Source organism: Moorena sp. SIO3I6, from assembly GCF_010672095.1.
The window spans coordinates 18,290-42,685 of record NZ_JAAHHU010000004.1; the positions used below are offsets into that span (position 1 = coordinate 18,290).

20 protein-coding genes and 1 tRNA gene are annotated in these 24,396 nt (G+C 43.6%); 10 read left to right on the plus strand and 11 right to left on the minus strand.

Annotation, left to right across the window (positions count from 1 at the left end):
- Positions 1–34: 34 nt before the first annotated feature.
- The 3 genes from F6K49_RS02580 to F6K49_RS02590 all read right to left on the minus strand — a co-directional run bounded on the left by F6K49_RS02580 (position 35) and on the right by F6K49_RS02590 (position 2,636).
- Positions 35–847, minus strand: a complete 813-nt coding sequence (locus F6K49_RS02580) for a spondin domain-containing protein (RefSeq protein WP_293017340.1) — start codon at positions 845–847, stop codon at positions 35–37.
- Positions 848–1,292: 445 nt separating this feature from the next.
- Entirely contained in the window at positions 1,293–2,261 is a 969-nt protein-coding gene (locus tag F6K49_RS02585; protein ID WP_229415318.1) for a potassium channel family protein, read from the minus strand.
- Between the two features lie 147 nt (positions 2,262–2,408).
- The gene (locus F6K49_RS02590; RefSeq protein ID WP_293080378.1) at positions 2,409–2,636 is read right to left on the minus strand and encodes a hypothetical protein; all 228 of its coding nucleotides are present in this window, start codon (positions 2,634–2,636) and stop codon (positions 2,409–2,411) included.
- A gap of 252 nt (positions 2,637–2,888) precedes the next feature.
- Between F6K49_RS02590 and uvrA the strand changes: the two genes are divergently transcribed.
- Both uvrA and F6K49_RS02600 read left to right on the plus strand, forming a co-directional pair.
- Positions 2,889–5,873, plus strand: a complete 2,985-nt coding sequence (uvrA, locus tag F6K49_RS02595; RefSeq protein WP_293064739.1) for an excinuclease ABC subunit UvrA — start codon at positions 2,889–2,891, stop codon at positions 5,871–5,873.
- Positions 5,874–6,026: 153 nt separating this feature from the next.
- Positions 6,027–6,365 (plus strand): XisI protein, encoded by a 339-nt coding sequence (locus F6K49_RS02600; RefSeq protein ID WP_293017336.1) that lies wholly within the window; start codon positions 6,027–6,029, stop codon positions 6,363–6,365.
- Between the two features lie 115 nt (positions 6,366–6,480).
- Here the strand turns inward: F6K49_RS02600 and F6K49_RS02605 are convergent, their stop codons facing one another.
- The 3 genes from F6K49_RS02605 to ovoA form a co-directional block, all read right to left on the minus strand.
- Positions 6,481–6,720: an EF-hand domain-containing protein gene (locus F6K49_RS02605; RefSeq protein ID WP_293064743.1), complete on the minus strand. Its 240-nt coding sequence runs from the start codon at positions 6,718–6,720 to the stop codon at positions 6,481–6,483.
- 54 nt (positions 6,721–6,774) lie between these two features.
- Complete coding sequence (locus F6K49_RS02610; RefSeq protein ID WP_293017576.1) at positions 6,775–8,223, minus strand: hypothetical protein; 1,449 nt, start codon at positions 8,221–8,223, stop codon at positions 6,775–6,777.
- Positions 8,224–8,323: 100 nt separating this feature from the next.
- Positions 8,324–10,630, minus strand: coding sequence for a 5-histidylcysteine sulfoxide synthase (gene ovoA / locus F6K49_RS02615; RefSeq protein ID WP_293093947.1), 2,307 nt, complete (start codon positions 10,628–10,630; stop codon positions 8,324–8,326).
- 586 nt (positions 10,631–11,216) lie between these two features.
- Here ovoA and F6K49_RS02620 point away from each other — a divergent pair.
- Positions 11,217–12,509 (plus strand): FGGY-family carbohydrate kinase, encoded by a 1,293-nt coding sequence (locus F6K49_RS02620; protein ID WP_293093950.1) that lies wholly within the window; start codon positions 11,217–11,219, stop codon positions 12,507–12,509.
- 128 nt (positions 12,510–12,637) lie between these two features.
- Here the strand turns inward: F6K49_RS02620 and psaK are convergent, their stop codons facing one another.
- On the minus strand, positions 12,638–12,907 hold the full coding sequence (gene psaK / locus F6K49_RS02625; protein ID WP_075899863.1) for a photosystem I reaction center subunit PsaK: 270 nt from the start codon (positions 12,905–12,907) through the stop codon (positions 12,638–12,640).
- Positions 12,908–13,318: 411 nt separating this feature from the next.
- Here psaK and F6K49_RS02630 point away from each other — a divergent pair, with 411 nt between their 5' ends.
- The 4 genes from F6K49_RS02630 (at position 13,319) to gltX (ending at position 17,368) form a co-directional block, all read left to right on the plus strand.
- A complete protein-coding gene (locus tag F6K49_RS02630) occupies positions 13,319–14,875 on the plus strand; it encodes a TM0106 family RecB-like putative nuclease (protein WP_293093953.1) in 1,557 nt (518 codons plus the stop codon).
- Positions 14,876–15,078: 203 nt separating this feature from the next.
- Positions 15,079–15,342 carry a hypothetical protein gene (locus F6K49_RS02635; protein WP_075899859.1) on the plus strand — a complete coding sequence of 88 codons (264 nt, stop codon included), beginning with the start codon at positions 15,079–15,081 and terminating at the stop codon, positions 15,340–15,342.
- 279 nt (positions 15,343–15,621) lie between these two features.
- Positions 15,622–15,695: transfer RNA gene (locus tag F6K49_RS02640), tRNA-Asp, on the plus strand.
- Positions 15,696–15,919: 224 nt separating this feature from the next.
- Positions 15,920–17,368, plus strand: a complete 1,449-nt coding sequence (gltX, locus tag F6K49_RS02645; RefSeq protein ID WP_293093958.1) for a glutamate--tRNA ligase — start codon at positions 15,920–15,922, stop codon at positions 17,366–17,368.
- 166 nt (positions 17,369–17,534) lie between these two features.
- Here gltX and F6K49_RS02650 read toward each other — a convergent pair whose 3' ends face one another.
- The 3 genes from F6K49_RS02650 to F6K49_RS02660 form a co-directional block, all read right to left on the minus strand.
- Positions 17,535–17,993 (minus strand): DNA-binding protein, encoded by a 459-nt coding sequence (locus F6K49_RS02650; RefSeq protein ID WP_293093961.1) that lies wholly within the window; start codon positions 17,991–17,993, stop codon positions 17,535–17,537.
- A complete protein-coding gene (locus F6K49_RS02655; protein WP_293093964.1) occupies positions 17,990–18,439 on the minus strand; it encodes a hypothetical protein in 450 nt (149 codons plus the stop codon). Before F6K49_RS02655 ends, F6K49_RS02650 begins: the two co-directional genes overlap by 4 nt.
- A 461-nt stretch (positions 18,440–18,900) precedes the next feature.
- Complete coding sequence (locus F6K49_RS02660; RefSeq protein ID WP_293093967.1) at positions 18,901–19,716, minus strand: SDR family oxidoreductase; 816 nt, start codon at positions 19,714–19,716, stop codon at positions 18,901–18,903.
- Between the two features lie 117 nt (positions 19,717–19,833).
- On the opposite strand from F6K49_RS02660, the gene F6K49_RS02665 reads away from it, so the two are divergent.
- Complete coding sequence (locus tag F6K49_RS02665; protein WP_269087005.1) at positions 19,834–19,956, plus strand: hypothetical protein; 123 nt, start codon at positions 19,834–19,836, stop codon at positions 19,954–19,956.
- 146 nt (positions 19,957–20,102) lie between these two features.
- On the opposite strand, the gene F6K49_RS02670 is transcribed toward F6K49_RS02665, so the two are convergent.
- Positions 20,103–21,608, minus strand: coding sequence for an FHA domain-containing protein (locus F6K49_RS02670; protein WP_293093970.1), 1,506 nt, complete (start codon positions 21,606–21,608; stop codon positions 20,103–20,105).
- Between the two features lie 629 nt (positions 21,609–22,237).
- On the opposite strand from F6K49_RS02670, the gene F6K49_RS02675 reads away from it, so the two are divergent.
- Together F6K49_RS02675 and F6K49_RS02680 are read left to right on the plus strand one after the other, a co-directional pair.
- Positions 22,238–23,050, plus strand: coding sequence for a hypothetical protein (locus F6K49_RS02675; RefSeq protein ID WP_293093973.1), 813 nt, complete (start codon positions 22,238–22,240; stop codon positions 23,048–23,050).
- A 316-nt stretch (positions 23,051–23,366) separates the two neighbouring features.
- Positions 23,367–24,200 carry a hypothetical protein gene (locus F6K49_RS02680; protein ID WP_293093976.1) on the plus strand — a complete coding sequence of 278 codons (834 nt, stop codon included), beginning with the start codon at positions 23,367–23,369 and terminating at the stop codon, positions 24,198–24,200.
- Positions 24,201–24,396: the final 196 nt, after the last annotated feature.

Consider the following 24,396-nt stretch of genomic DNA (forward strand, 5'->3'; position numbering starts at 1 on the left):
TTTAAAATTGTCAATGGTCAATTGCCAAAGGGATTTAGGCGAATCTGTTAAGACTCTGACGCCAGCGGCTACCCAGCCATAACAACCCACCGATAGCAAGTAATCCTCCAGTAGTAGAAGATTCTGGCACTTTCTCGACTTTGATACGTGCTATCTGGTAGCCATCCACTGTGAAGTCAGCTTGAGCAAACGCCGGAGTTGATAAAATCGGTCCACCTGGAATAAAACCTGGATGCAGGGTGACAACTCCGTTTTCTGGTGTACCGGTATCAGGAATAGTTTGACCGAAGAAAGCAGTAGTCGTCTCCTGCTCGTCGTTAACTTCAGTACCTGCATCCAGAACTTGAGAACCGAGAACGGTAAAGTCAGCTCCAGTGAAATTACCTTCTTCATCAAAAATCTCAATAGCCAAGGGGTTGCCATTAGCAATGAAAGCATCATTACTGGGAAGAATCATTGCTGCGTAGCTGAAGTAACGGCTAGTAGAATCTACAGTAAATGTGGCTTGGGCAATATCCCCAGAAGCAACTGGACCATTTGGACCAGGAATTACCCCATCAACTGAACCCGCACCACTAGCAAAAAACTCTTCACTAAGCACTGCTGCATTGCCATCCTCAGCAATGCGCTCAAGTCCTGGTGAAGCTGCCTCACCCCGATCATAAATATCAAAAAGACCATTATGAAAACCTACCCAGACTGGAGTCAATAACGTGCCGTTGTCCGGTGCCAGGCTTTGAATTGTCACCTTGAGGGTAGCTGCTGTTGCGCTAGATGCCATGGCTAGTGTAGAGGTTACCGTAACCATGGTGATGATTTTGAGTGATTTAATAATTGAATGCTTCATGGTGATCCTGATCAATGATATCAATATGGTAGATTTGTCAATGAGTGTGTTGCTCAACTATCTATGTAGCTACATCATTATCCGTAGAGTTAATCAGCTAAGTGTTTAAAACTTAGTATTCAAAACTTAGTGTTCAAAACTTAGTGTTCAAAACTGATTTTGCTGGCACCCCATCAAGTGGATAATTTTAGGTTAGTAGCTTGACTAGGATTATTGGTTTCTTGGTTTAGTTGTTGCTGAACAGAGGCTGAAAATTTGCTGATAATTTACTGATAATTTCCAGCCTCTATCAGCCTGGAATGACGACGTGATATTAGTTGCGGTTGACTACTTATCCTGGAAGGGTATTCGTCAATTGAAAATTTCAAATTTCAAATTTCAAATTGTTACTTAACACATCACAGGTCACAGTTCACAGGTCACACTTACGTTTAAGATTTCTCGTTTAAGATTTCTTTAGCAGTCGTGGTTCGTGTTGAGAAACGACAATTAAATAGTCACCATTCTCAAGTTTATAATCTGTCGGTGGATTGGAGATAACGTCTCCTTCAATTCCTTTTTGTACCGCTAAGACAATACTTTGATAGGCTTGCTTCATATACGTAAATACTTCCATAAAGGAACTACCAACCCGAGAGTCAGGAATCGCAATTTTATAAAGCTTGTTCCCAGTTTGAGTACTTAATATTTCAGAGACAACTTTGGTAATTCCATGGTTAAGAGCAGCTTGGGAAATGAGCATACTACTTAACTCACTACTAACGATTATTTCGTCAACCTTAGCCCGCTGACAGGATTTAACATGAGTTTCATCTACCAGCTCCACAACTGTGTAAGCCTTGGGATTAATACTTTCTACTGTCAGGGTAGATAGTATAACTTTTGCGTCGCGAGCTGTGTCATCTATACTGTCATCCCCTAAAATTATAACAGTTCTAGCCTGGATCAAGTTGGCTCGAATCAAGGTTTCATCACTTACATTACCTTTAAGAAAAAACAAATTATTGTCTTCGATAGGCTTCCGGTCTATATTAGCAATTAAAATAATTTTCTCATCTTGAGTTTTAGGAAACCTTCGCAACTCATTGATGATAAATCTTGCTCTAGAATTCCATTCGCAAATAATCAAGTGATTGTTAAAATTATAAGATCCCATACCTAGATCATTTTTGAGTTTTTGATCGACAAAAATACCAGCGAGGCTAGCGGTGAAGATGGCTAAGAATCCAATCCCCACAAACATATCGAGAATAGCAATAACGCGACCACCAACTGTGACAGGGGTGATATCACCATAGCCAACAGTTGTTAGGGTGACGATGCTCCACCAGAAAGCATCTGCTTTTGAGATATCTGGTTCCAGCCATGATATAGTGATGGTGTTAATGGTAATGATTATTATAATAACCCCCATTACTTTATCAAGGTTTTCACTGCGCAAAAAGTTCCAGAATTTTCGATTCCATAGTAATATCATTTGACTTAGACGTAATGGTCAGTTCATGTCGGTTTAAGAGCTGATTCGTAAACTCGCACTAAACCTTGTAGGATAAGGCTTGCGCTAAAATAGAACAATTGAACTATTTAATACCGAAAAGACAATCATAGCAAGGCTTTCAGACTTATTAAGATTTACTTTACGAATCAGCTCTAAGTAACTATAATACAGCGGTTTTGAATTGGGTGAGGTACTTTCGTTATAGATTTTAGGGAGCAGGGACTTCGGAGCAGGGAGCAGGGACTTCGGAACAGGGACTTCGGAACAGGGCAAAAAACCTGTGTAGCTCATAGTTATGAAAAACGCTGTATCTATTCTCTATAATTTATAGATTGAATCGGCAGGGGGGCTCAGGAGCTCGGGAGTGGGCTTTGGAGTGTGCGCGAGCTTACTGAAAACTATACAAAAACTATATAATTGAAGTCTGGGATCGCTGAAGCTGAAAGCTAGAGGGCGTCCGGCAAACGGCTGAATGCTTATTGAACATTACTATGGGAACGGATAGCGCTACTATTGTTAAGGAGTTTAAAGCCGCTGTCGGTCATGCCAAAATCCTCTAACCTCAACCACACCCAGGACCACACCCCTAACTCTGCTCAAAACACCATTCGGATTCGGGGGGCTAGACAGCATAACCTGAAAAACATTGATCTGGAACTGCCACGCGATCGCATTATTGTCTTTACTGGTGTTTCCGGTTCCGGCAAATCCTCCCTGGCATTCGACACTATCTTTGCGGAAGGACAACGCCGTTATGTAGAATCCCTGAGTGCCTATGCTCGTCAATTCCTCGGACAACTGGATAAACCGGATGTGGATGCCATCGAAGGCTTAAGCCCCGCTATCTCCATTGACCAGAAATCTACATCCCATAACCCCCGTTCCACCGTTGGTACAGTTACGGAAATTTACGATTACCTGCGATTACTGTTTGGACGGGCTGGTGAACCCCATTGTCCCAAATGCGATCGCAATATTGCGCCCCAGACCATCGACCAGATGTGCGATCGCATTATGGAACTCCCTGACCGGACTCGCTTCCATATCCTGGCTCCGGTTATCCGAGGCAAAAAGGGCACTCACAAGAAACTATTATCCAGCTTAGCCACGGAAGGATTTGTGCGGGTCAGAGTCGATGGTGAAACCTTTGACCTCTCCGATACCATCGAATTGGATAAAAATTATACCCACAACATTGAAGTGGTGGTTGACCGTCTCATCAAAAAGCCTAGTATTCAAGAACGGATTACCGATTCCCTTGCTACTTGCCTAAAACGTTCTACTGGAATTGCAGTTATCCAAGTTTTAGATAATACATCAGCACAGTCAGCAGAAGTCAAATCTGATCATAATTATAGACGTACTCCTCCAAAAAATGGCAGTTCATCTGACCAAGACATTCCTCAAGAAATCGTATTTTCAGAAAACTTTGCTTGCCCAGAACATGGGGCAGTAATGGAAGAATTATCTCCCCGATTATTTTCCTTTAATTCCCCCTATGGTGCTTGTCCATTTTGTCACGGTATCGGTAATTTACAAACCTTTTCTCCAGAACTAGTAGTACCTGACCCTACTCAACCATTATATAGTGCTATTGCCCCGTGGTCAGAAAAAGACAACACCTACTACATTTCCCTACTCTATAGCGTAGGAGAAGCCTATGGTTTTGAAATCAAAACTCCCTGGAATCAGCTAACCTCTGAACAACAAGAGATTCTGCTCTACGGCACCGACGAAAAAATTTATATTCAAAATGATTCTGCTTATGGCAAAGAAAAAGGATACTACAAGCGCTATGCTGGCATTATCCCGATTCTAGAAAAACAGTATAAAGACACTAGCTCTGAAGCATCAAAACAAAAACTAGAGCAGTATTTAATTTATCAACCCTGTCCAGAGTGTCATGGTAAACGGCTCAAACCAGAAGCACTCTCCGTGCGGTTAGGACAATATCATATTGATGATTTAACTAGTGTCTCAATTCGCCAATGTCGTCAACGGATTGATAACTTACAACTATCCCCCCGCCAAGCTCAAATTGGAGACCTTGCCCTCAAAGAAATTAAAGCCCGATTACAATTTCTAATTGATGTAGGATTAGATTATCTTACCCTTGACCGTCCAGCCATGACCCTTTCCGGTGGAGAAGCTCAGCGGATTCGCCTAGCGACTCAGATTGGAGCAGGCTTAACTGGAGTTCTGTATGTATTAGATGAACCAAGTATTGGATTGCACCAAAGAGATAATGGACGGTTACTGACTACCCTAATCAAATTGCGGGATTTGGGCAATACCTTGATTGTTGTAGAACATGATGAAGAAACCATTCGTACTGCCGATCATATTGTCGATATTGGTCCGAAAGCTGGAATTCATGGGGGAGAAATTGTTGCTCAAGGGGATTTAGAGACTATAATCAAAAGTGATAATTCCCTGACGGGAGCGTATTTATCAAAACGGCAAGTAATTGAAACCCCTAGTAAACGTCGAGAGGGTAATGGTCGTTCTTTTGTGATTAAAAATGCTCATCGTAACAATCTTAAAAACATTGAGGTAGAGATACCACTAGGGAAATTAGTTAGCATTACAGGTGTCTCTGGGTCTGGGAAATCTACCTTAGTCAATGAATTACTTTACCCGGCATTACAACATCATATGACTCGTAAAGTACCCTTTCCCAAAGAATTGGATCAAGTTGAGGGACTCAACGCTATTAATAAAGCAATCGTAATCGATCAATCTCCCATTGGTCGCACTCCCCGGTCTAATCCTGCTACCTATACAGGAGTGTTTGATGCAATTCGAGAGGTATTTTCTAAAACTATTGAAGCTAAAGCTAGAGGTTACAAGCCAGGGCAATTTTCGTTTAATGTCAAAGGGGGACGTTGCGAAGCTTGTTCGGGACAGGGGGTGAATATCATTGAGATGAATTTTTTGCCCGATGTCTATGTACAATGTGACGTTTGTAAGGGAGCGCGATATAATCGAGAAACGTTGCAAGTGAAGTATAAAGGATATTCCATTGCTGATATTTTAAATATGCCAGTGGCAGAAGCATTGGAGGTATTTAAGAATATTCCAAGAGCAGCATCTCGGTTACAAACTTTAGTAGATGTAGGGTTAGGATATATCCACTTAGGGCAACCAGCACCGACATTATCTGGTGGAGAAGCACAACGGGTGAAGTTGGCAACAGAATTGTCACGTCGGGCAACGGGAAAGACATTGTATTTAATCGATGAACCGACAACAGGATTGTCATTTTATGATGTTCATCACTTGTTGAATGTATTGCAGCGGTTGGTAGATAAAGGAAATTCTGTTTTGGTGATTGAACACAATTTAGATGTGATTCGCTGTGCTGATTGGGTAATAGACTTAGGACCAGAAGGTGGGGATAAAGGGGGAGAAGTCATTGCCTCTGGAACACCAGAGGAGGTAGCAAACAATCCTAAGTCCTATACCGGGAAGTATTTGAAGGAGGTTTTACAGGAGTACCCGCGACAGGAAGGACTGCTGAGTGCTTAGTGCTTATTGCTTAGTGTTCAGTGGGTCAGTTATAGGGGATGTTTGAGCAATGGCTTTTTTGATGCGATCGCGTAGCGTAGCCCGAAGGGCTACGCTACGCGATCGCTTAATTTGAAAGAAACAACCTCAACTCCACAGTGAAACCTTCATTGAATGGATACCAGATTAAACTACCAAGACATCATCAAAAAAGTATTAATGGAACACGCTGACTATCGTGCTTCCCTACCTGACAGCTATGACTCTCAAGTGCTTTTCGATGATCAGCGAGGACACTATTTAGTATTAGACATCGGTTGGAATGATGACTATTACCTACACGCTACACCAATTCACCTAGATTTAATTGGTGACACAATTTGGATTCAATACGATGATACGGAAGAGGGGATTGCTACCGATTTACTGGAAGCAGGTATTCCCGCAAACGATATTGTACTTGGTTTCCGCCATCCTCAAGTACGGCAATATACAGGTTTTGCAGTGGGCTAAAGATTTAATTTTGGTAGAATTTAGAATGAAGTATAATTCCAAATTATAAATTATCAATTTAGGTGCCCTTGACCCGTAATTAAATTCGCCACGGGTCAAGCGCACCTTTCCATCCCTATGAAAAGTCCTGTAAGATGAATTCAAAAGTTCCCAAAATTAATGCTTCCGGTGTTGGGTAGTAGAGTAGACCCTTCTGTTGTATAGCCCATTTCAAACGAAAGACAAACTCTTGCCAAGATACATAACCGTTACCGTCAACATCTAACAAATTGCAAATCATCTCCCTTGGTTTTTCTGTGACATTAACACCTGTGAAAATATCATCAAGAAAATGATGGATGGGTATCTCTTCCATCGTTTTAGTAATCTCTGGATTTTGCCAAAATATGCTATAATTTGAAGTCAGTTATTATTGATTTTTATGAGACGGCGAATTTATTTTTTCTGACAATTTTTTCCATCGTTGTTTCAGACTAATGATAAGTGGGTGTTCATCAGAAATATCGCTATCTGAAGTGATAATTTTAAGCATGGATGATGAAATACATCCTCCACTATATTCATACAGTTGGGCTAACCCAATGATGGTATTGTAGTTAAAGCTGTTTCCTAGAAGTAAGTGCTCATCAATTTTTTCTTCCATCTTTTTGCATAAGTTTTCATCCCATCCGGTTTTTTCTGGTTCGCCGAATCGTTCAATCATAGCTTGATTTAGCATTTCAGCATTGGCAAAATCACTGATTCTAATAGTTTGCTTAACACCAATCATTCTAGCAACAGCACCCATTTTATCTCCCATGAATCCATGCCATCCACCGAACACGAGATCGAAGGCTTCCTTACCATAAACTTCTTGATCCCTAGGAACAGGTTCTTTTGATGCAATGGTATGTACTTTGCGGGCAGCTTTAATAATGGCTGGCAGGTTGTATGTACGAGTTACAAATTTATTGCCAAGCCGGGCTAGATTTGTTAATGTAATACTTGAGCATGAATGCCCTAAAGCTGCCCCGGCCTTGCAAACGGCACTCCATATCCCATCAGCACCATTCGCCAATGCTTCTAAAACTGTTGACTCTGCAAGGCCAAAACCACAATGTACGTGAACCAGTAGTTTACCATGTGACCAATTTGCCGAAATCATGGTTTCACGAATAATACGAGTCAGTTTGCTTACAGTTTCTGGAAGCAAAAAACCGGTTGGTTCCTCAATCATCAGTCCAAAGGGACGCTGATTACTGGGCAGATTGCCCAAGGATTCAATCAGATGTAGAGCTCTGGTCAAACCCTCTGTATCGGTTTCAAAATTTGCGAAATCTCTTAAATTTACAAGAATGCGTGGAGGGAGTTTTTTTTCACCACGTGGAATCAAATTTTTATTAGCCCACTCCACTTGGTTTAAAATGAACTGGTTGAGATCGAACTGCTCATAATTGATGGCAGGACTACATAAATCTATTTCGATAATAGCATTACTCATCTTATGATCGTTGACCATTTCCAACAATCCATCTGCTGGCTCATCAATGGGAACTCCATATTTATCTAAAGCACTGTAAGCTTCGCTAAATCCCCACATATTATCTAAGGATCCCCCCAACTCAATCCAATGTTTTGGAATTTGGTCATCAACGTTTCTGTTAGCTCCATAAGTGCCAAGAATCACTTCATTGAGTTCAGTTTCAGCAATAGCCTTTAAGATGTTGATTTTATCTTCAAGAACATGACCACGAGCAGTTCCCACAGTAGTTTCACGAACAGAATTATCTAGAACAAAGATTTCAAGATCCTGTAGGGTTTTAAGTTCCTCATCTGCCTCATTGCTAGCCCTGTCGATTATCGCTTTGAATTTGTTCATTTTTATAAGATCCTCTAAATTTTTTTTGTCTTCGGTACTTACTGTGCTAGACTATCAATTTATAACAGTAAGTACCGAAGACCCAACGTTCCGAGATTTTTTAACTGTCACGCCGTTTCCACAAACTGACTAAGGTGATAACATACTGGAACTTACGAGCGTGTTCCCGGATCAGGAAGGGCATATCCTGTGTTTCGAGCAATTCAAAATCTCGGTTTAGCTCTGCTTGTAATGTAGCAAAGGAAGCCTTGCCATCATGCCCGCCCAGCCAAGCATCCCGTGGCGTGAAACGCTCATCCCAGGTGAACGGTGTTGCTAGTACCAGTAGTCCACCTGACCTTACTAGCCCGCGTGCGCCGCACAACCGACTGAGAAATGCTCTAGGACTCGGTAGACGACAAATCAGATTAGCCGCTAACACCACATCGAACCCAACGAGTTCAGGGGGCAACGCACAGGCATCCGCACGGCGGAAGGTCACCCGACTGCGATCCAGGTTTTCTGGCAAGCAAACTTCAGCTTGGCTCGTGTTTTCCCCTTCATCGCGGCGACGATAAACCAGTCTGCCTTTGCGACGTAGCGTCTCGGCAGCTTCAATAAAGGTGGCACTGAGGTCGATCCCTAACACTGACTCGAATCCCCGGGCCAGCTCGAAGGTTGAGCCGCCAACGGAGCAGCCAACATCCAAAGCCCGATTGGTCTTGATTCCCAGGTGTTCGGCTGTCTCCAAGGTTAGTGTGGCAATGCTTTGAGGAAATCCCACGGCATCCTTCGGTCCGAAGTTGTAGGGCATTGCTTCATCAGCCGACCCATAATGCAGCATCAGGTTTTCTGCTAGAATTTTATCACCTTCATAGGCTTTAACCCCACTGCTTTGGCTACTAATAAGTACTGCATCGCAGGTGGCGTCACCATCATCAGATCGAACTAGCCTAAATCCTGCGTGCTGGAAGAAGTGAGGCCGGAAGTGAAACCTTGCCCACCGGGTCGCTTCATCACCAGTACTTATGAAAGACCCGCCGAGAATCATCTTATGTTCACCGTCGAAACAAGGGGTACTAAAGTCATCATAGAGCCGGTGGACCCGGAACCCTTCCAAAGGATTGAAATCATCCTCACACCAATGCCAGACATTGCCAAAAACATCGTAAAATCCAGCTTCGTTAGGCAGTAGAGCATTCACTGGGGTTTGAGATCCCCAAGTTAGATTCAAATTAACTGGCTCCTTGCCCCCGCCCAAGCAATGATGTTCGGCTTCCGTTAAGAGTCTATAAGGGATGGGGCTGTTATCCTGCTCAGTCTTCCAAGCACAGTAGGCTTTCGCTTCATACCAGTTGACAGCAACCGGCCAAGACCAAGGTAGATCCACCACCTCAAACAGCGTCCGCAGTCGATACTGGTGCAGTCCTGCTGGCCCATCAGCCACCCAGAAGGTCGGCCATTTAGTATTGCGATTTTGCTTCCAGGCCCAGCCCTCTTCTGTCCAGTATTTCGGTTGCTGGTATCCGCCAGCGACAACAAACTCGTAGAATTCACGATTGGTGACTAAGTATCGACTGGCTTGAAAACTCCGAACCCTTACCTGCCGTGAACCATACTCGTTGTCCCAACCAAAGCAGGGTTCTTCCCAAGGCTTACCCAAGGTCACGGTCTTGCTGGAAACGGCGATTAACTCGTTCTCAACGGTCTGACTCTCTGTAAATGCTGAAGGATGCAGGTTTGGCCATGCTTCTGGCCGACGCAAAACCGACAGTGGCAACTCTCGTAGCAAGACACTGGAAGTTTCGATGTGGATGCGTTCGTGTTCAAATCCTAGGAATAGTGCCCATGCGGGATTGTCCATAGTGATGGGTGGATGGCCGTCTTCCAGGGCGGGCAGGGTTTCAATCAATGCTCGGACAATCTTGTAGGTACTCCGTCTGTACTCCACTACTTCACGGACTGACGGCCAATCCATTTCAGTCTTGGACATATCGTCCCAGGACATCTCGTCAACGCCAGTTTCAAACAATTGCTCGAAGTATGGATCAATCGACTCATGGATTAGTCCAGCTAGCCGAAGCTTGTTGATGTAAAGCACGGCTGGATGGCATAGATAGAAGATTAGAGGATGACGAAGTTGGTGGTAGGGTGGGTCGAGGAATGCCCGTTCTCCCTGTAGTGCTGACAACAAAACTTCGGTCATCAGCCAGCCATTATCGAAGTAGTCCAGAATCTCGCGGCGCGTGCAGGTGGCTAGATTTGGGTTCGGCATGGCATGTAGGACTTCTGTAGGTCGCAGCCCAGTCCACCACCAATCTGGACGGGGCCCAATCAGGGGATCTGTGGGGTCTTTCTTACCCTTCAGGTTAGGGGACAAGAGTGTAGTTATATCTAGATTTGGATTACGTGTTAAAGCAGTCTCCACCTTGCTGTGTTCCAATAAAAATGATAGTTGAGTAGATTAGACCTCTCCAGCAATTAAGTAGGTGGGCATAAATAAACCTTAAAACTCAGAATCCGAGAATGAAGCTGGAAGCCTGTATTCAAGTTGTTTTCATCATTTTGAATATCAATCGCTATTTTAGGGATCATTAAATCCACCTACTTAGATTTTCAGGTATAAAGGTTAACAGGGGAAACGCATCTTGTCAATAAACCGGGGATAGTTCGAGCAAGTCTCAGTATGAAATATCAACTAGTGTTGGGAGGGAGTTCTAACTCCAATCCCTGGAGCATGAAAGTGAGCAGATGTTCCCAACTATGGAAATACATATAACCGGTCAATGAGAATTGCTGGGATAGTTCTCAATAAACCCTGGCTGATTGTCCTTGTTAACAAGGCATTTTTAACATATAGTGCTTATTTAATAAAAAGAAATATATAGGACTCATAAAATTAGATGCGTTTACCCTGGGTAGCTTGAATGTTCCCTTGGCGCTCGGTTTAGGGTAGGTTGAATGTTGACGGTTGCATCATAATCTAATCCATAATCCATAATCCATAATCCCTAATGACTGTCTATCTAGGCATCGATTTCGGAACCTCTGGCGCACGGGCAGTAGTGATAGACTCTGTTGGTACTATCTTTGCCGAGACTCAATATCCCTTTCCAATCCAAGCCATCACCATCGATACCGCAACACACTGGCAGAAGGTATTATTTTCCCTGATTGAGCAAATTCCCCAGTCAATCAAGGGTGAAATTAATGCGATCGCAATTAATGGCACCTCCGCAACAGTTTTGTTATGCGATCGCATCGGTCAACCAGTAGATGCACCCATCCTTTACAACGATCCACGAGGAGTAGCTGTGATGGAACAACTTAGAACCATTGCTCCTCCCAACCATGTCGTTTTAAGTGCTACCTCCAGCCTTGCCAAACTTCTCTGGTGGTATGACTGTACAGATCTGATCAGCAACATCTGTGCTGAAACTAATCCCCTATACTTCCTCCATCAAGCGGACTGGTTAGCCTTTCTATTGCATGGAAAACTAGGCATAAGTGATTATCACAATGCTTTAAAGCTTGGTTATAATCCTGAAAATCTTTGCTATCCTGACTGGATCAAACAGCTACCGGTGTCACCCATGCTACCCAACGTCTTCGCCCCGGGTACACCAGTTGGAGTTGTAACCCCTGAGGTAGCTCACTGCTTGGGATTATCACCAGATTGTCTAGTCTGTACAGGTACCACCGATAGTATTGCCGCATTTATCGCTAGTGGTGCCAAACAACCGGGTGAAGCGGTAACCTCCCTTGGGTCTACCTTGGTATTGAAACTATTGAGTACCACTCGTGTAGAAGACGCCAGATTTGGCATTTACAGTCATCGATTGGGAAATTTATGGCTTACCGGTGGCGCATCCAACACCGGTGGAGCAGTACTACGCCACTTTTTCAGTGACAGAGAATTAGAAAGTCTCAGCTCTCAAATCGACCCCGAGCAAGAAAGTGCCTTGGATTATTATCCCTTACTTAGACCAGGCGATCGCTTTCCCATTAATGACCCGGATCTCCCCCCAAGATTGGAACCCAAACCCGATAATTCCGTGGAATTTCTCCAAGGAATCCTTGAAAGCATAGCCCGAATTGAAGCTAGGGGGTATCGTTTGTTACAACAGCTCGGAGCAAGTCCCAAAACCTGTGTCTATACTGCTGGTGGTGGTGCCAAAAATCCTACCTGGACAAGGATTCGAGAGCGTCAGCTCATGGTACCGATGTTGCCATCTATTCACACAGCGGCTGCTTATGGTACAGCACTATTGGCCAAGCAGGGATACCTGTTAGAAGATCGGGTATAGGGTAATCGTGTCTAGGATTACTGCATGACCGAGTGACTGGGTGAGAATCTGCTGTGAATTATCAGCCCTGGATCAACCTGACCATCATCACTATCCCAGTTCGCCCTATACCCTAGAGCTCCTAAGCTCTAGATAATCCCCATGTTAGCCAATCCTAAGATAGTGCCTAGTCCTATGATGTGACCGAGGCTAGTGGTTGCTAGTAATGCGGGAAAACCCATGCCACCGAAGAACTCAGGCATAGGCAACGCTGGCCCTGCGCTAGGATTCTGGATAGTAGCTTTTCCTAATGCAATCGCTAGGACATTGCAGATAATCATGATGATTCCGACTGTCGGACTCCATTCCAGGGTGTTGGGAACGGCAGATGCAGCAGCAAGCAAGATTGAGTAAGTCAATTTGTGTTCTCCTGTTTTTGATAGACTCTTACAGTGATCTCTTAAAGATTTAATCTTTTATAAAGATTTTACCAGCGCGGTGTCATAATTAGTTTTTTTTGCCAGAGTCGATTCCGTTGCCAGTCTTGCTTTGATTCCCCTTGATTAGAAAGCCAAAGCCCGTGATTACTAGACTTTTGGGCGGTGGGATTCGGTAAAATTAAATCAAGCCTTTATGTAAATAATTGTTAAGTAATCCCTGGTTGCTCAGTCAATGTTTCGGTAAATTTACATAAATTAATAAAAGCGGGATAAACCCTGGATTGATCAATCAATCCGGGTTGACCGGATTGATTCATCCTGCATGGCTGGTGACATCTTACCGGAGCGGCGAGTGTTACCAGCCATGACGGGTTAGCTGAAACTATAATTATGCTGCTGACGGACGCATTACTTTTAGATTACAAACGCTGTCGGCGTCGGGCTTTTTTGGACATTTATGGAGATCCCACAGAGCAAGACCCACCCTCAGATTTTCGGCTGAAACTGCAACAGAAAAGCCGAGACCATAAACAACAGATTCTGGCTACTGTGCCCCACCACTCACCCCGCTACCGCAGAACAGATTGGCACGCTGCTGCACAGGCCACCTTGAAACTAATGCAACAAGGGACAGAGTACATTTCTGGAGGGGTACTGTTGATGCCAACTGGTGACGGGGTGACATTGCTATGTTTTCCTGATTTGCTAGTCAAACAGCCGGGACGTTCTAATTTTGGTGATTGGATCTATGTTCCCACCACCATTAAGCTCAGCAAACGGCCCAAGCCAGAGTATAAAATCCTTACCGCTTTTCGTGCTCAGCTGTTAGCAGCAGTACAAGGACAGTGGCCGACCACTGCCTCATTAATTTTGCGTAACCAAAAGTCCTACACCGTGGTAATTGAACGATGGGTGCCACTGATGGAACAACTGCTATCGGAATGTATTGAGACTCTATTGGAGCGACAAGAACCAGAGGTTTTCATTTCCCGTCAGCGGTGTAGTCTTTGCTGTTGGTATCACAGTTGTTATGCGATCGCTAAATCTGTAGAGCACATTTCCCTATTGCCTGGAGTAACACCCAGCCGCTATCGGGATTTGAAGGCTTTGGGAGTAACCACAATCGAATCCTTAGCCACGTCCACAATTAGTGAATTAGAGCCAAGCTTTGGTAGCTTAGTAGCTTTCCAGCTGGTGCAGCAAGCCCAATCTCAGGTACAAAACCGGGTGCTGCTCTATCCCAAACACTACTTTAGTATACTTGAATACCAACAACTAGAGCGAGGGAATGGTAATGCCAAAATCTCGGCAGACCTCCCGAATCAAAACTCTTTACCGACAGCATCTGTTGAGCTTTATTTTGATATTGAAGCACAGCCTGATTTGCCCCTGGAGTATTTGCTAGGGGTGTTGGTGATTGATCGACGCACTGAAACTGAGACTTTCCATAACCTATTCGCAGAACATTCTTGGCAAGAAGGATTCATCTGGCTACAATTTTTAGACTTAGTTGAGCGTTATCCAGATGCCCCAATCTTCCATTTTTCAAAGTATGAAGTTGACACGGTCAAGCGCTTAGCAACCCTTTACCAAACTCCACGACATATAGTTAGACCCCTGCTAGATCGTTTCGTGGATGTTCATCAAATAGTTATTGATACTGTGACCATGCCAGTGGAGAGTTATTCTCTGAAAAATCTGGCTAGATGGTTGGGGTTTGAGTGGCGCGATCCGGATATGACTGGCTCCGAATGTGTGTGTTTGTATGACCAGTGGTTAAAAACAGGCAATCACTCTATTCTCGAAATGATCCAGCGCTACAATGAAGATGACTGCCGCGCTACATATCACCTCAAGCAGTGGCTAGTCAACTTTTTGTCCAACACTTTGCCCAACACTTTGCCCAACACTTTGCCCAATACTATTAACTTTCAAAACTTAGCATGAAGTTATGCAACAATTTCTTAACTTATTAGGTTTTGTGCTCTAGCTTACACACAAAATGTATAGCTAGATGCTAAATTAAATCTAAAGGGGGCTTTCGCCATCATTGGATGGAGGGGAGCCCTCTCTATAATTTTTAGAGGTCTGGTATTGAGAGGTCTGGAAATTATTGAAGTCTAGAATTTCTTTTATAACAGGTGATTAATATGCTTCCACTTTTTCTAATTCTTCTGGTAACTGCCCTAGGGAGCATCTTGATATCTTGGAGAGTCTCTCACGAAATCCCTCGCCTATTGGGAGTAGGCAGTACCATTGTCTGTCTAATATTTGGTTTTGCTATGGCACCTTGGCCAGTACAGGTTTTGATGCTCCTATTAATTCTTAGCCTGGAACGATTTTATCCATTCAGCAGAACAGCTTCAGAGGCAATTTTAATCTCAAAAGTCTCCAATACCAACAGAGAACGGTGATTCTGGCATAGCAGTACATAAGGTATTTGGTCTTGAAAAAATAATAGTGAGTCCTAGGGTGGGTGATTAGCCCACCCTATTGCGTAAGCGCTGGGATAGGTTATAATGGTTCCAGCCATAAACTGAGCCTTCGATCATTGGTCGAGGGTGAGCTCAAGGTAAATCGGCTGAGAGCTCAGAGCTCTAAGGTGACTGCTCAAAGTATTTTTCAGTTTTTTTCAAAAAAAGCCTTGACAAATACACCAGTCATACATAATAATAGTAAATGGCTCGGAGATTGGGACTGTAGTTCAATTGGTTAGAGCACCGCCCTGTCACGGCGGAAGTTGCGGGTTCGAGCCCCGTCAGTCCCGTAGAAGAAATATGGCGCTACGCGCAAGGCAAAAGGCAAAAGGCAAAAGGCAAAAGTTTACCATAACGGCTTTTGCTGCTTGTATCAATGTCAAACACCTTAATGCTTAGTGCTATATGGGATAATTTTGACTGCTCCTAAAGATGATAACCGCCGGAGTAGTTGATTGTTACAGGTACAATAGATACGAAAAGACTATAGTAATTAACTTCTTAGCAATCAGCTGTGACAGTTAGAGTCCGTATTGCCCCAAGTCCAACCGGAAATTTACACATTGGTACCGCTAGAACCGCTGTATTTAACTGGCTATTTGCCCGTCGCCACAGCGGTAAGTTTATTCTGCGCATTGAAGACACCGATCAAACGCGATCGCGAGAGGAATATACCCAAAACATCCTTGATGGTTTAACTTGGCTGGGACTGGAATGGGACGAAGGACCATTCTTCCAATCCCAACGTCTTGACCTTTATAGTGCTGCTATTCAACAACTCTTAGACCAGGGATTGGCTTATCGCTGCTACACCACAGCTGAGGAACTAGAACAACTGCGGGAAGCTCAAAAGGCTAGAAAAGAAGCCCCCCGCTATGACAATCGCCATCGCAATTTGACACCAGAACAACAAGCAGCATTTGAGGCGGAAGGGCGCAAGCCGGTGATCCGCTTTATGATTGATAATGACCGGGAGATTGTCTGGAATGATCTCGTCCGAGGTAAAGTCACCTGGAAAGGCAGTGACCTTGGAGGTGATATGGTGATTGCTAGGGCATCTCAAGAGAATGATATCGGTCAGCCTCTCTACAACCTAGCTGTGGTGGTGGATGACATTGATATGCATATTACCCATGTCATTCGCGGTGAAGACCATATTGCAAATACTGCTAAACAGATTTTGCTCTATGAAGCCCTAGGGAGTGTAGTGCCAGAATTTTCCCATACACCTCTGATTCTTAACCAAGAGGGACGGAAGCTATCCAAGCGCGATGGTGTAACCTCTATTTTTGACTTCAAAGCCATGGGCTTTACCCCTGAGGCGATGGTTAATTATATGACATTGCTGGGATGGTCTCCCCCTGACTCTACTCAGGAAATCTTTACTTTGGCTCAAGCTGCTCAAAAGTTCGGTTTTGAACGGGTGAACCCAGCTGGGGCAAAGTTTGACTGGGCTAAGCTGGATTGGATTAATAGTCAATATGTCCACCAGATGAGTGCATCTGAGTTAGTGGACTTGCTAATCCCCTACTGGGAAAGTGTTGGCTACAACTGTGATCCTGTGGAAAATCGCCCTTGGCTGGAACGGTTGACTGCTATGATTGGGCCAAGTTTGACTCGCTTGCCAGAAGCAGTAGATATGACTCGAATGTTCTTTACTGAGTCAGTTGAGTACACGGAGCAGGCAGTAGAGCAGCTCAAGAAAGCTGGTGCTAGTGAGGTGGTGCAAGCTATTCTTGACCAACTCGGTAATTACCAACAGCTGACTCCAGAGGAAGCTAAGCAGATTATTAACCAAGTCACAAAAGCGCACAAGGTCAAGAAGGGATTGGTTATGCGATCGCTTCGTGCTGCACTAACTGGGGATGTCAATGGTCCTGATTTGATCGAATCCTGGGTACTGCTTCATCAGCGGGGGTTTGACCAAACTCGCTTGAAGGAGTCATTGCTGAAGGTGGCATGATCCCAACCTATGGGTAACCAATGGGTTAGCGATGCTCGGATCGAGCCGCTACGCGAACGGTTACCCATTTCTGATCCTGTTTGGGTCAATTCTTTTAACCTGATCCTAGCGTGCCCAAGCGCGCATCAGCTGATAGCTGATACGCGACACGCTGATAGCTGATAGCTTACATTCTGAGAGTATCTATAGGAACTAAAAACTCACCTTTTTGGAGCTTAATATTCAGGGCATCAAGGACAAACAAAAAATCTATAAGGCTCGCTGTTTGGTAGTCTTTATCTTCATATTCTATGATTTTTTCCTCGGTTAAACCAGCGATATCCGCCAGTTGTTTTTGGCTTAGATTAGCAGCTATACGAGCTTTGATAATAAGTTGTGGGATATTTTTAATATCATCAAGCTTCAGAACAATTGGAGTACGATCGTCATGGTTGATGAGGGTTTCGTATTCAGCAACTTCGGCTTTTAAAGCATTAAGATGACTTTGTAATGAATCGCGCTTAATCTTCCACCAACAATCATTTTTTTTTATATCTTCATCTTGAGCGTCATAAACAGATAAGTCAGATTCAAATTGACGAACTAATTCTTGGCTGTAGTCATACTGTCTTTGATTTTTAATCATGCTTCCCACCTCAATAAATCTATAGCAATAATTCCTTTGGCGTTTTTATCCCTATCCTTTTGAAAGAATTCTAGGGAGTTCATCTCGTAAATGCCCACTGGCTGCTCTGAAGGAAAAATCTCACCTTTATAGATAGCTTTTTGTGCATCGCGGTCGATAGGATTGAGTAATCTGGGTGCATGAGTAAGGATATAATTTACATCCACATCTTCTGTATCCCAACATGCATCATAATCATTTGGTCTGGGCTTACTTGTGACAAAACTGCCATTGATATAAATGGTTCTACATCCCGCTGCCTTTAATTGCTCCATTGCTTTTTTGAGTCCTTCTATCTGGCGTAACCGCGTTACGTTAGTACCAAAACGCTCTTGAAATTCTAGCCATGTAGTCCAATGTATGCCAGGTGGTAGGTTTCCTTTTTCATCAAAACCGGGTATTGTCATTTTAACGCAAAGCCAATATTCGACATCTTTTAATCACAGATGATAGAAGAATTTTTCCACTGGCGGAGAATAGTTGCTAACTCTTCAATCCTTTGGCTTTGGAACAAGGTTGCTATGGGGAGATTGTTCCCTAACTGCTGCTGAATTTGAGCAATAAGCGCGAACTGCTAAAAGGGGAGTAGGGAGTAGCTCACAGGGGAACTGGTCTGGTTTTCCCGCAGATGAGCAATATACCTAATACTGGCTGAAAGCACTGCACTCTAAACAGTTGTATGGACTCTGCTTTGTTTTTTTATGGCTGAAGGGACTTTGGTTACCTCTGGGGCGTTGCTTATCCAAGGAATGGTTTTTTGAGTATTATACCATTCCTTGAAGCAGCAACGCCCAAAATTATACTAGCTTTACATACCAATAATTCCAGGCTATTTCCTCGCCCCTTCAGGAGAAACGCTCTATTTGAACTAGATGCTAAATTGCTCTTTAATACCTTGGATAAACGTCTTATCATCCAATTCTTTTCGATTAGCTACCATCATCATGGCATCTTCGCCAGCAGTATATCGCAATTTATCAGTGCCATCTGTCGCTGCTTCATAAATAACGTTAGCGACAACCATAGGCTCAGAAGCCTGCTCACCGAAAGATTCCATAGTTTTGAACAGCTTACCAATTAATTCTTGATACTCAGTTAGGCTTTCATCGTTGCTCATATCAAGGGAGCGACCAGCAAAATCAGTGTTAATCACTCCTGGTTCAATAATTTTAACTTTGCAGCCAATTGCTTCCAGTTCAAAACTCAGACCTTCGGAAATCCCCTCAACAGCAAATTTAGTTCCGTTATATAATGAAAATAATGGAAATGTCATTTTGCCACCAATCGATGAAATATTAATCAAAATACCATCTTTATTTTTCCTGAAATGGGGAATAATTGCTTTGGTTACATCCAATAGACCGATGACATTAACATCAAATTGTCTTGTTATATTTTCCCTGGGGGTTGCTTCTAAAGTACCAAAAGCACCATAACCGGCATTATTTAATAAAACATCTATTTTGTCGAATTTTTCAATACCTAACTCAACGGCTTTTGTAATTGAATCTTGGTCTAAAACATCTAGTCTTGTCACCAACACATTCTCAAGGGTAGTTAGTTCTGTTTCCTTTTCTGGACTTCTCATGGTTGCTACCACGTTCCAACCCTTTTCCTGGAACAATTTTGCAGTTGCTTTTCCAATACCGCTGCTTGCTCCTGTAATTAAAATTGTCTTACTCATTTTGGCTTCAAACTAATTTTTGTGATTTGACGACGACAATTCACGCTTGAATGTCGATTCACTTTGATCCTATACTAACGAAGCGGGAAATTTCACTAGCAAGTTACGCAAAACTAGATGCAAAGTGCGCCAATAAAGAATTCACCTTATGTAACAAAAAGGGAAAAGATGACTGTTGTAAAAAAACAGATAATGTATAAGGTACTCCCGACTCCCGACTCCCGACTCCCGACTCCCTAAAACCTAGAACGAAAGTACCTCACAGCAATTGAGAACTGCTATAAGCTGATGCGCATTTAAATTGGTTTTTCCCTGTTCCCTGTTCCCTGTTCCCTGTTCCCTTTGAGCAATTTAGGTATCCCAATCTAAATGCTGAACAGCTTAGCTCATGCGCTAACTACCACTTGTCCTACAGGATGAGCCACACAAGTCAAAATCATGCCTTCGTTCCGTTCATCCTCTTCGAGAGCATCAGGTTCCTCGTCATACTCGACTTTCCCTTTTAGAAGCTTTTGCTTACAAGCACCACAGGCTCCCATGCGGCAACCGCTCGGTAATGCCACCCCTTCTTGTTCCGCCACATCTAGGATCACATCCTCTGCATCACAGGTGACTTCTTTCCCAGACTTAGCAAAGACTACAGTTGGTTCTGAACAGGTTGAGGGTGATTTAACTAAGTGCAGTTTAGGACGACCTTCTGGTTTGACTGCTTCAGGAGTCTGTTCTACTGCTTTGCGTTTTGAGGGCTTTTTGCCACCAAAACTTTCTTCATAGTAGTTCTCCATCGGGAAGTCTAGACCGGCTAGCATGGCTTTCACCCCTGCCATAAATGGATTCGGACCACAGACATAAATAATGCGATCGCGAAAATCAGGAGCCATCTGTTGCACCATGGCTTGATTAAGTCTTCCGGTATAACCCCACCAAGCTTGGTCAAGTTCTGGACGAGTGGTGGTAATAGCAGGCTTAAAGTTAGGGTGCAAAGCCCCCATCAACTCTAATTTCTGACGGAAGATGATATCTTTTGGGCTACGAGCGCTGTGGACAAAGACCATATCAACATCAGCCCCAATGTCACAAAGCCACTCAGACATCGACATCATCGGAGTAATCCCGCTACCTGCTGAAATAAATAACAGTTTATTAGCAGAATGGTCAGCACAGGTAAATTTCCCCATTGGGCCATTTAATCTCACCTCGGACCCGACTTTGATGTTGTCGTGCAACCAGTTAGACACCAAACCCGCTGGAACATCAGGATTATCGGCTGGTGCTGGAACTCGCTTGACGGTAATTTCCAAAGTATAAGGACGTGAGGGTGCCGAAGAGATTGAGTAGGAACGCTTAACTGGTTTGCCATCAATCTCCAAATCCAGAGTGACAAACTGACCTGGCTTGTAGCTGAACAACATTGGCGGGTCCGCTACAAAGCGAAAGGTCTTGACATCATGGGTCTGATCAATGATTTGCACACAGCGGACAGTAATCTTACCCTTAGTCCACCGCTTCATTCCAGTGCTATTGTCATCTACCACTAGGTTCTGTTCCTGCTTAGAATCATACAGCTGTATTTCTTTGACCAGCAGGACAAAGTCACCGATGCGGATAATATCCTCTTCCCTCAGGAGCCAGTTCTGGTTAACATCCATCTCCTCATTATTGATCCGAGAGCCATCGGTGCTACCGAGGTCAGTAAAGTAATACTTTCCCCCTTGGCATAGGATTCTGGCATGTACACGACTGACTACAGGACTATTCAGAACTAGGTCACAGCTCGAGTGACGACCAATAAGATACTCACCTTGAATCCCAGTTTCCGGTTTCAGGGTTTTTTCCTGTAACTCGTTGGTTTTAGAGTTGATAAGTATAGTTTTCAGCATGTTTCGTGTCACTGCAGATTACACCAATAATCGGTCAATTGTGTCAATTACTCAGGACTTACCCATAAAATCTACCGGTAGGGTGCGTTGATAACACACCATACTAGATCAGCGCGTTTGCGTTTGTTACCCAATTTGATATAAGTCCTGGTAATGAACTATGAGAGGATGATCTATGCTAACTTCAGGTGCGACCCGTGGCGAATTAAATTCTTAATGGTAAGAGCGCACCTAACAATTCAATTAACACTGGATACCGGTATCATACCTAGTACTCTTGACCTCTCGCAAAAATTCAGTATTGAATACATAACTATATACTTCTCAGCCTTTTGGTAATTTTTTATGCAACAGCATTTTCTGAGAGCTCCATGCTTATAGCAGAAGTCAGAAGTCAGAAGTCAGAAGTCAGAAGTCAGAAGTCAGAAGTCAGAAGTCAAACTCTTGCGCTTACTTAGGTTTGAGACTTTTGTCATCTCCTAACTACCCTAGCGACTGCTATACCTTAGAATCGCTACCAAGATTATTTCAACCCTGAAACTTTTGATATCATCCAACGTCTCTACTAGCCAGTGAGAAGTCAGGGTCTTTGATAATCTTGGCTGTTCATACTATTGATGTGTTCAGGAAGATTGATCTCCATGAAATATCCGATTCGAGTGTTATTATCACTCTTAACCCTATGTACTATTAGCTTAGGGACTAATAACGTATCTGCTGAATCTAATCAATGTAGGGAGATTCGTGCTGTACGTCGCTTGGCGATTCGCGAAAACTTAGATAGGGATAATCTAGCTACCCTAGAATATAAGTACTGTGGACAGAGTAACCGACGTTCATCAAGTATTCAGTCACCACGAAATTCCTCTCAAGATTGCTTCGACCTGACCGCCATGGCAAAACTAGCCAGCATGACAGAAGAGGGAAGAAGCTTTTTGGGTACGATTGAAAGTTTACAGCAAGTTATCTGCAACGGTCCTAGCCAAGGTCAGAGGTCTTCGTTAGAGTGGCCAAATGGGGAAACAGCCAAATCAGGGTCAAAATGGAAGTATCCCAACGGAACGACTGCCAAATTGGGGTCAAAATGGCAGTATACTAACGGAAGGACTGCTAAATTCGGGTCACAATGGAAGTATCCCAACGGAAAGACTGCCAAATTCGGGTCATCAGGTTCGTGGAAGTATCCTAACGGTCAGACTGCCCAATCGGGGTCACGTTGGTATACCCCTAAGGGTAGGACTACTTCAGCGGATCGTTTACTGAGCGAGGCTTGTAGTATTTTTGGCACCACAGAATGCGATCGCATCCTCACATACATCAACCGCTCTGACCGGAACCGCTATAACCGGAACCGCTATGACCAGAACCGCTCTGAAACCGAGAGCAGAGACAATTTCTTGCGGGATTTGTCAATCATGCAAATTCTTGACAGGCTTACTAGAGTAGCAGATTAAGCCTCAAGGAGTAACAAGCAGCTTTTTAGCTCCTAAGGGTTTGAGTTCCTAGCCACTGGGTGTAGGGTTTACTGAATAATTACAGCCCTAATTAAAACCCTATACTAAATTTCTTGAGAACTGCTATAAGTCCCTAAACATAACTTTTGATAGCTAATAACTGACAGCTCAATCCTTAAAATTGAATCGCGACCAAAATTATTTCAATGGTGAAACTTTTGATATCATCTAACGTCTGTAGTAGTCAGTGATAAGCCAAGGAATTTGATAATCCTGGCTGTTCAGATTATTGATGTGTTGAGGAAAATTCATCTCCATGAAATATCCAATTCGAGTGTTATTATCACTCGTGACCCTATGTACTATTGGCTTAGGAACCGATAACCTATCTGCACCGGTAGGCGCTTATGAGGAAAAACCCCAAGACAGCGCTACCTCTAAATCTAATCAATGTAGCGAGATTCGTGCTGTCCGTCGCTTGGCGATTCGCGAAAATTTAGATAGCGATAATCTGGCTACCCTAGAATATAAATACTGTAGACAGAGTAACCGACGTTCATCAAGTAGACAGAGTAATCAACGTAATCGACGTAATAGACGTTCATCAAGTATTGAGTCACTACTAAATTCTTCTCAAGATTGCTTCGACCTGACCGTCATGGCCGAACTAGCCAGCATGACAGAAAAGGGAAGAAAGTTTGTGAGTACAATTAGAGGTTTACAGCAAGTTACCTGTAAACGTTCTAGGCAAGGTCAGAGGTCTTCGTTATACTGGCCAAATGGCGAAACAGCCAAATGGGCGTCAAATTGGTATTATCCCAACGGTCAGCAGCTCAAATGGTCACATTGGTATTATTATCCCGACGGAAAGACTGCCAAATCGGGGTCAGATTGGGATTATCCCAACGGTCAGGATGCCAAATGGGCGTCAAATTGGTATACTCCTAAGGGTAGAACTACTTCAGTAGATAGTTTACTGAGCCAGGCTTGTAGTATAGTTAGCAGCAAAGAATGCGATCGCATCCTCACATACATCAACCGCTTTGACCAGAATCGCTCTAACCGAAACCGCAGAAGCACTTTATGGCGGAATCTGGCAATCGTAAAACTTTCTTGGCAGACTTACCAGCAGACTAACCAGAGTAAGTAAGTGAACCTCAGGGGGTAACAAGCAGCCTTTTTAGCTCCTAAGGGTGTCGGGACCGACCTTGTTACTTGGTCTGGGGTGTAGTGAATAATTGCACCCGTAATTAAAACCCTAGGTCAGCGGTCAGCAGTCAGCAGTCAGTGGTCAGCTATCATGGTTATTTTATTCAAAAGTACCGATCTAGTAGCGTGGCACAGGC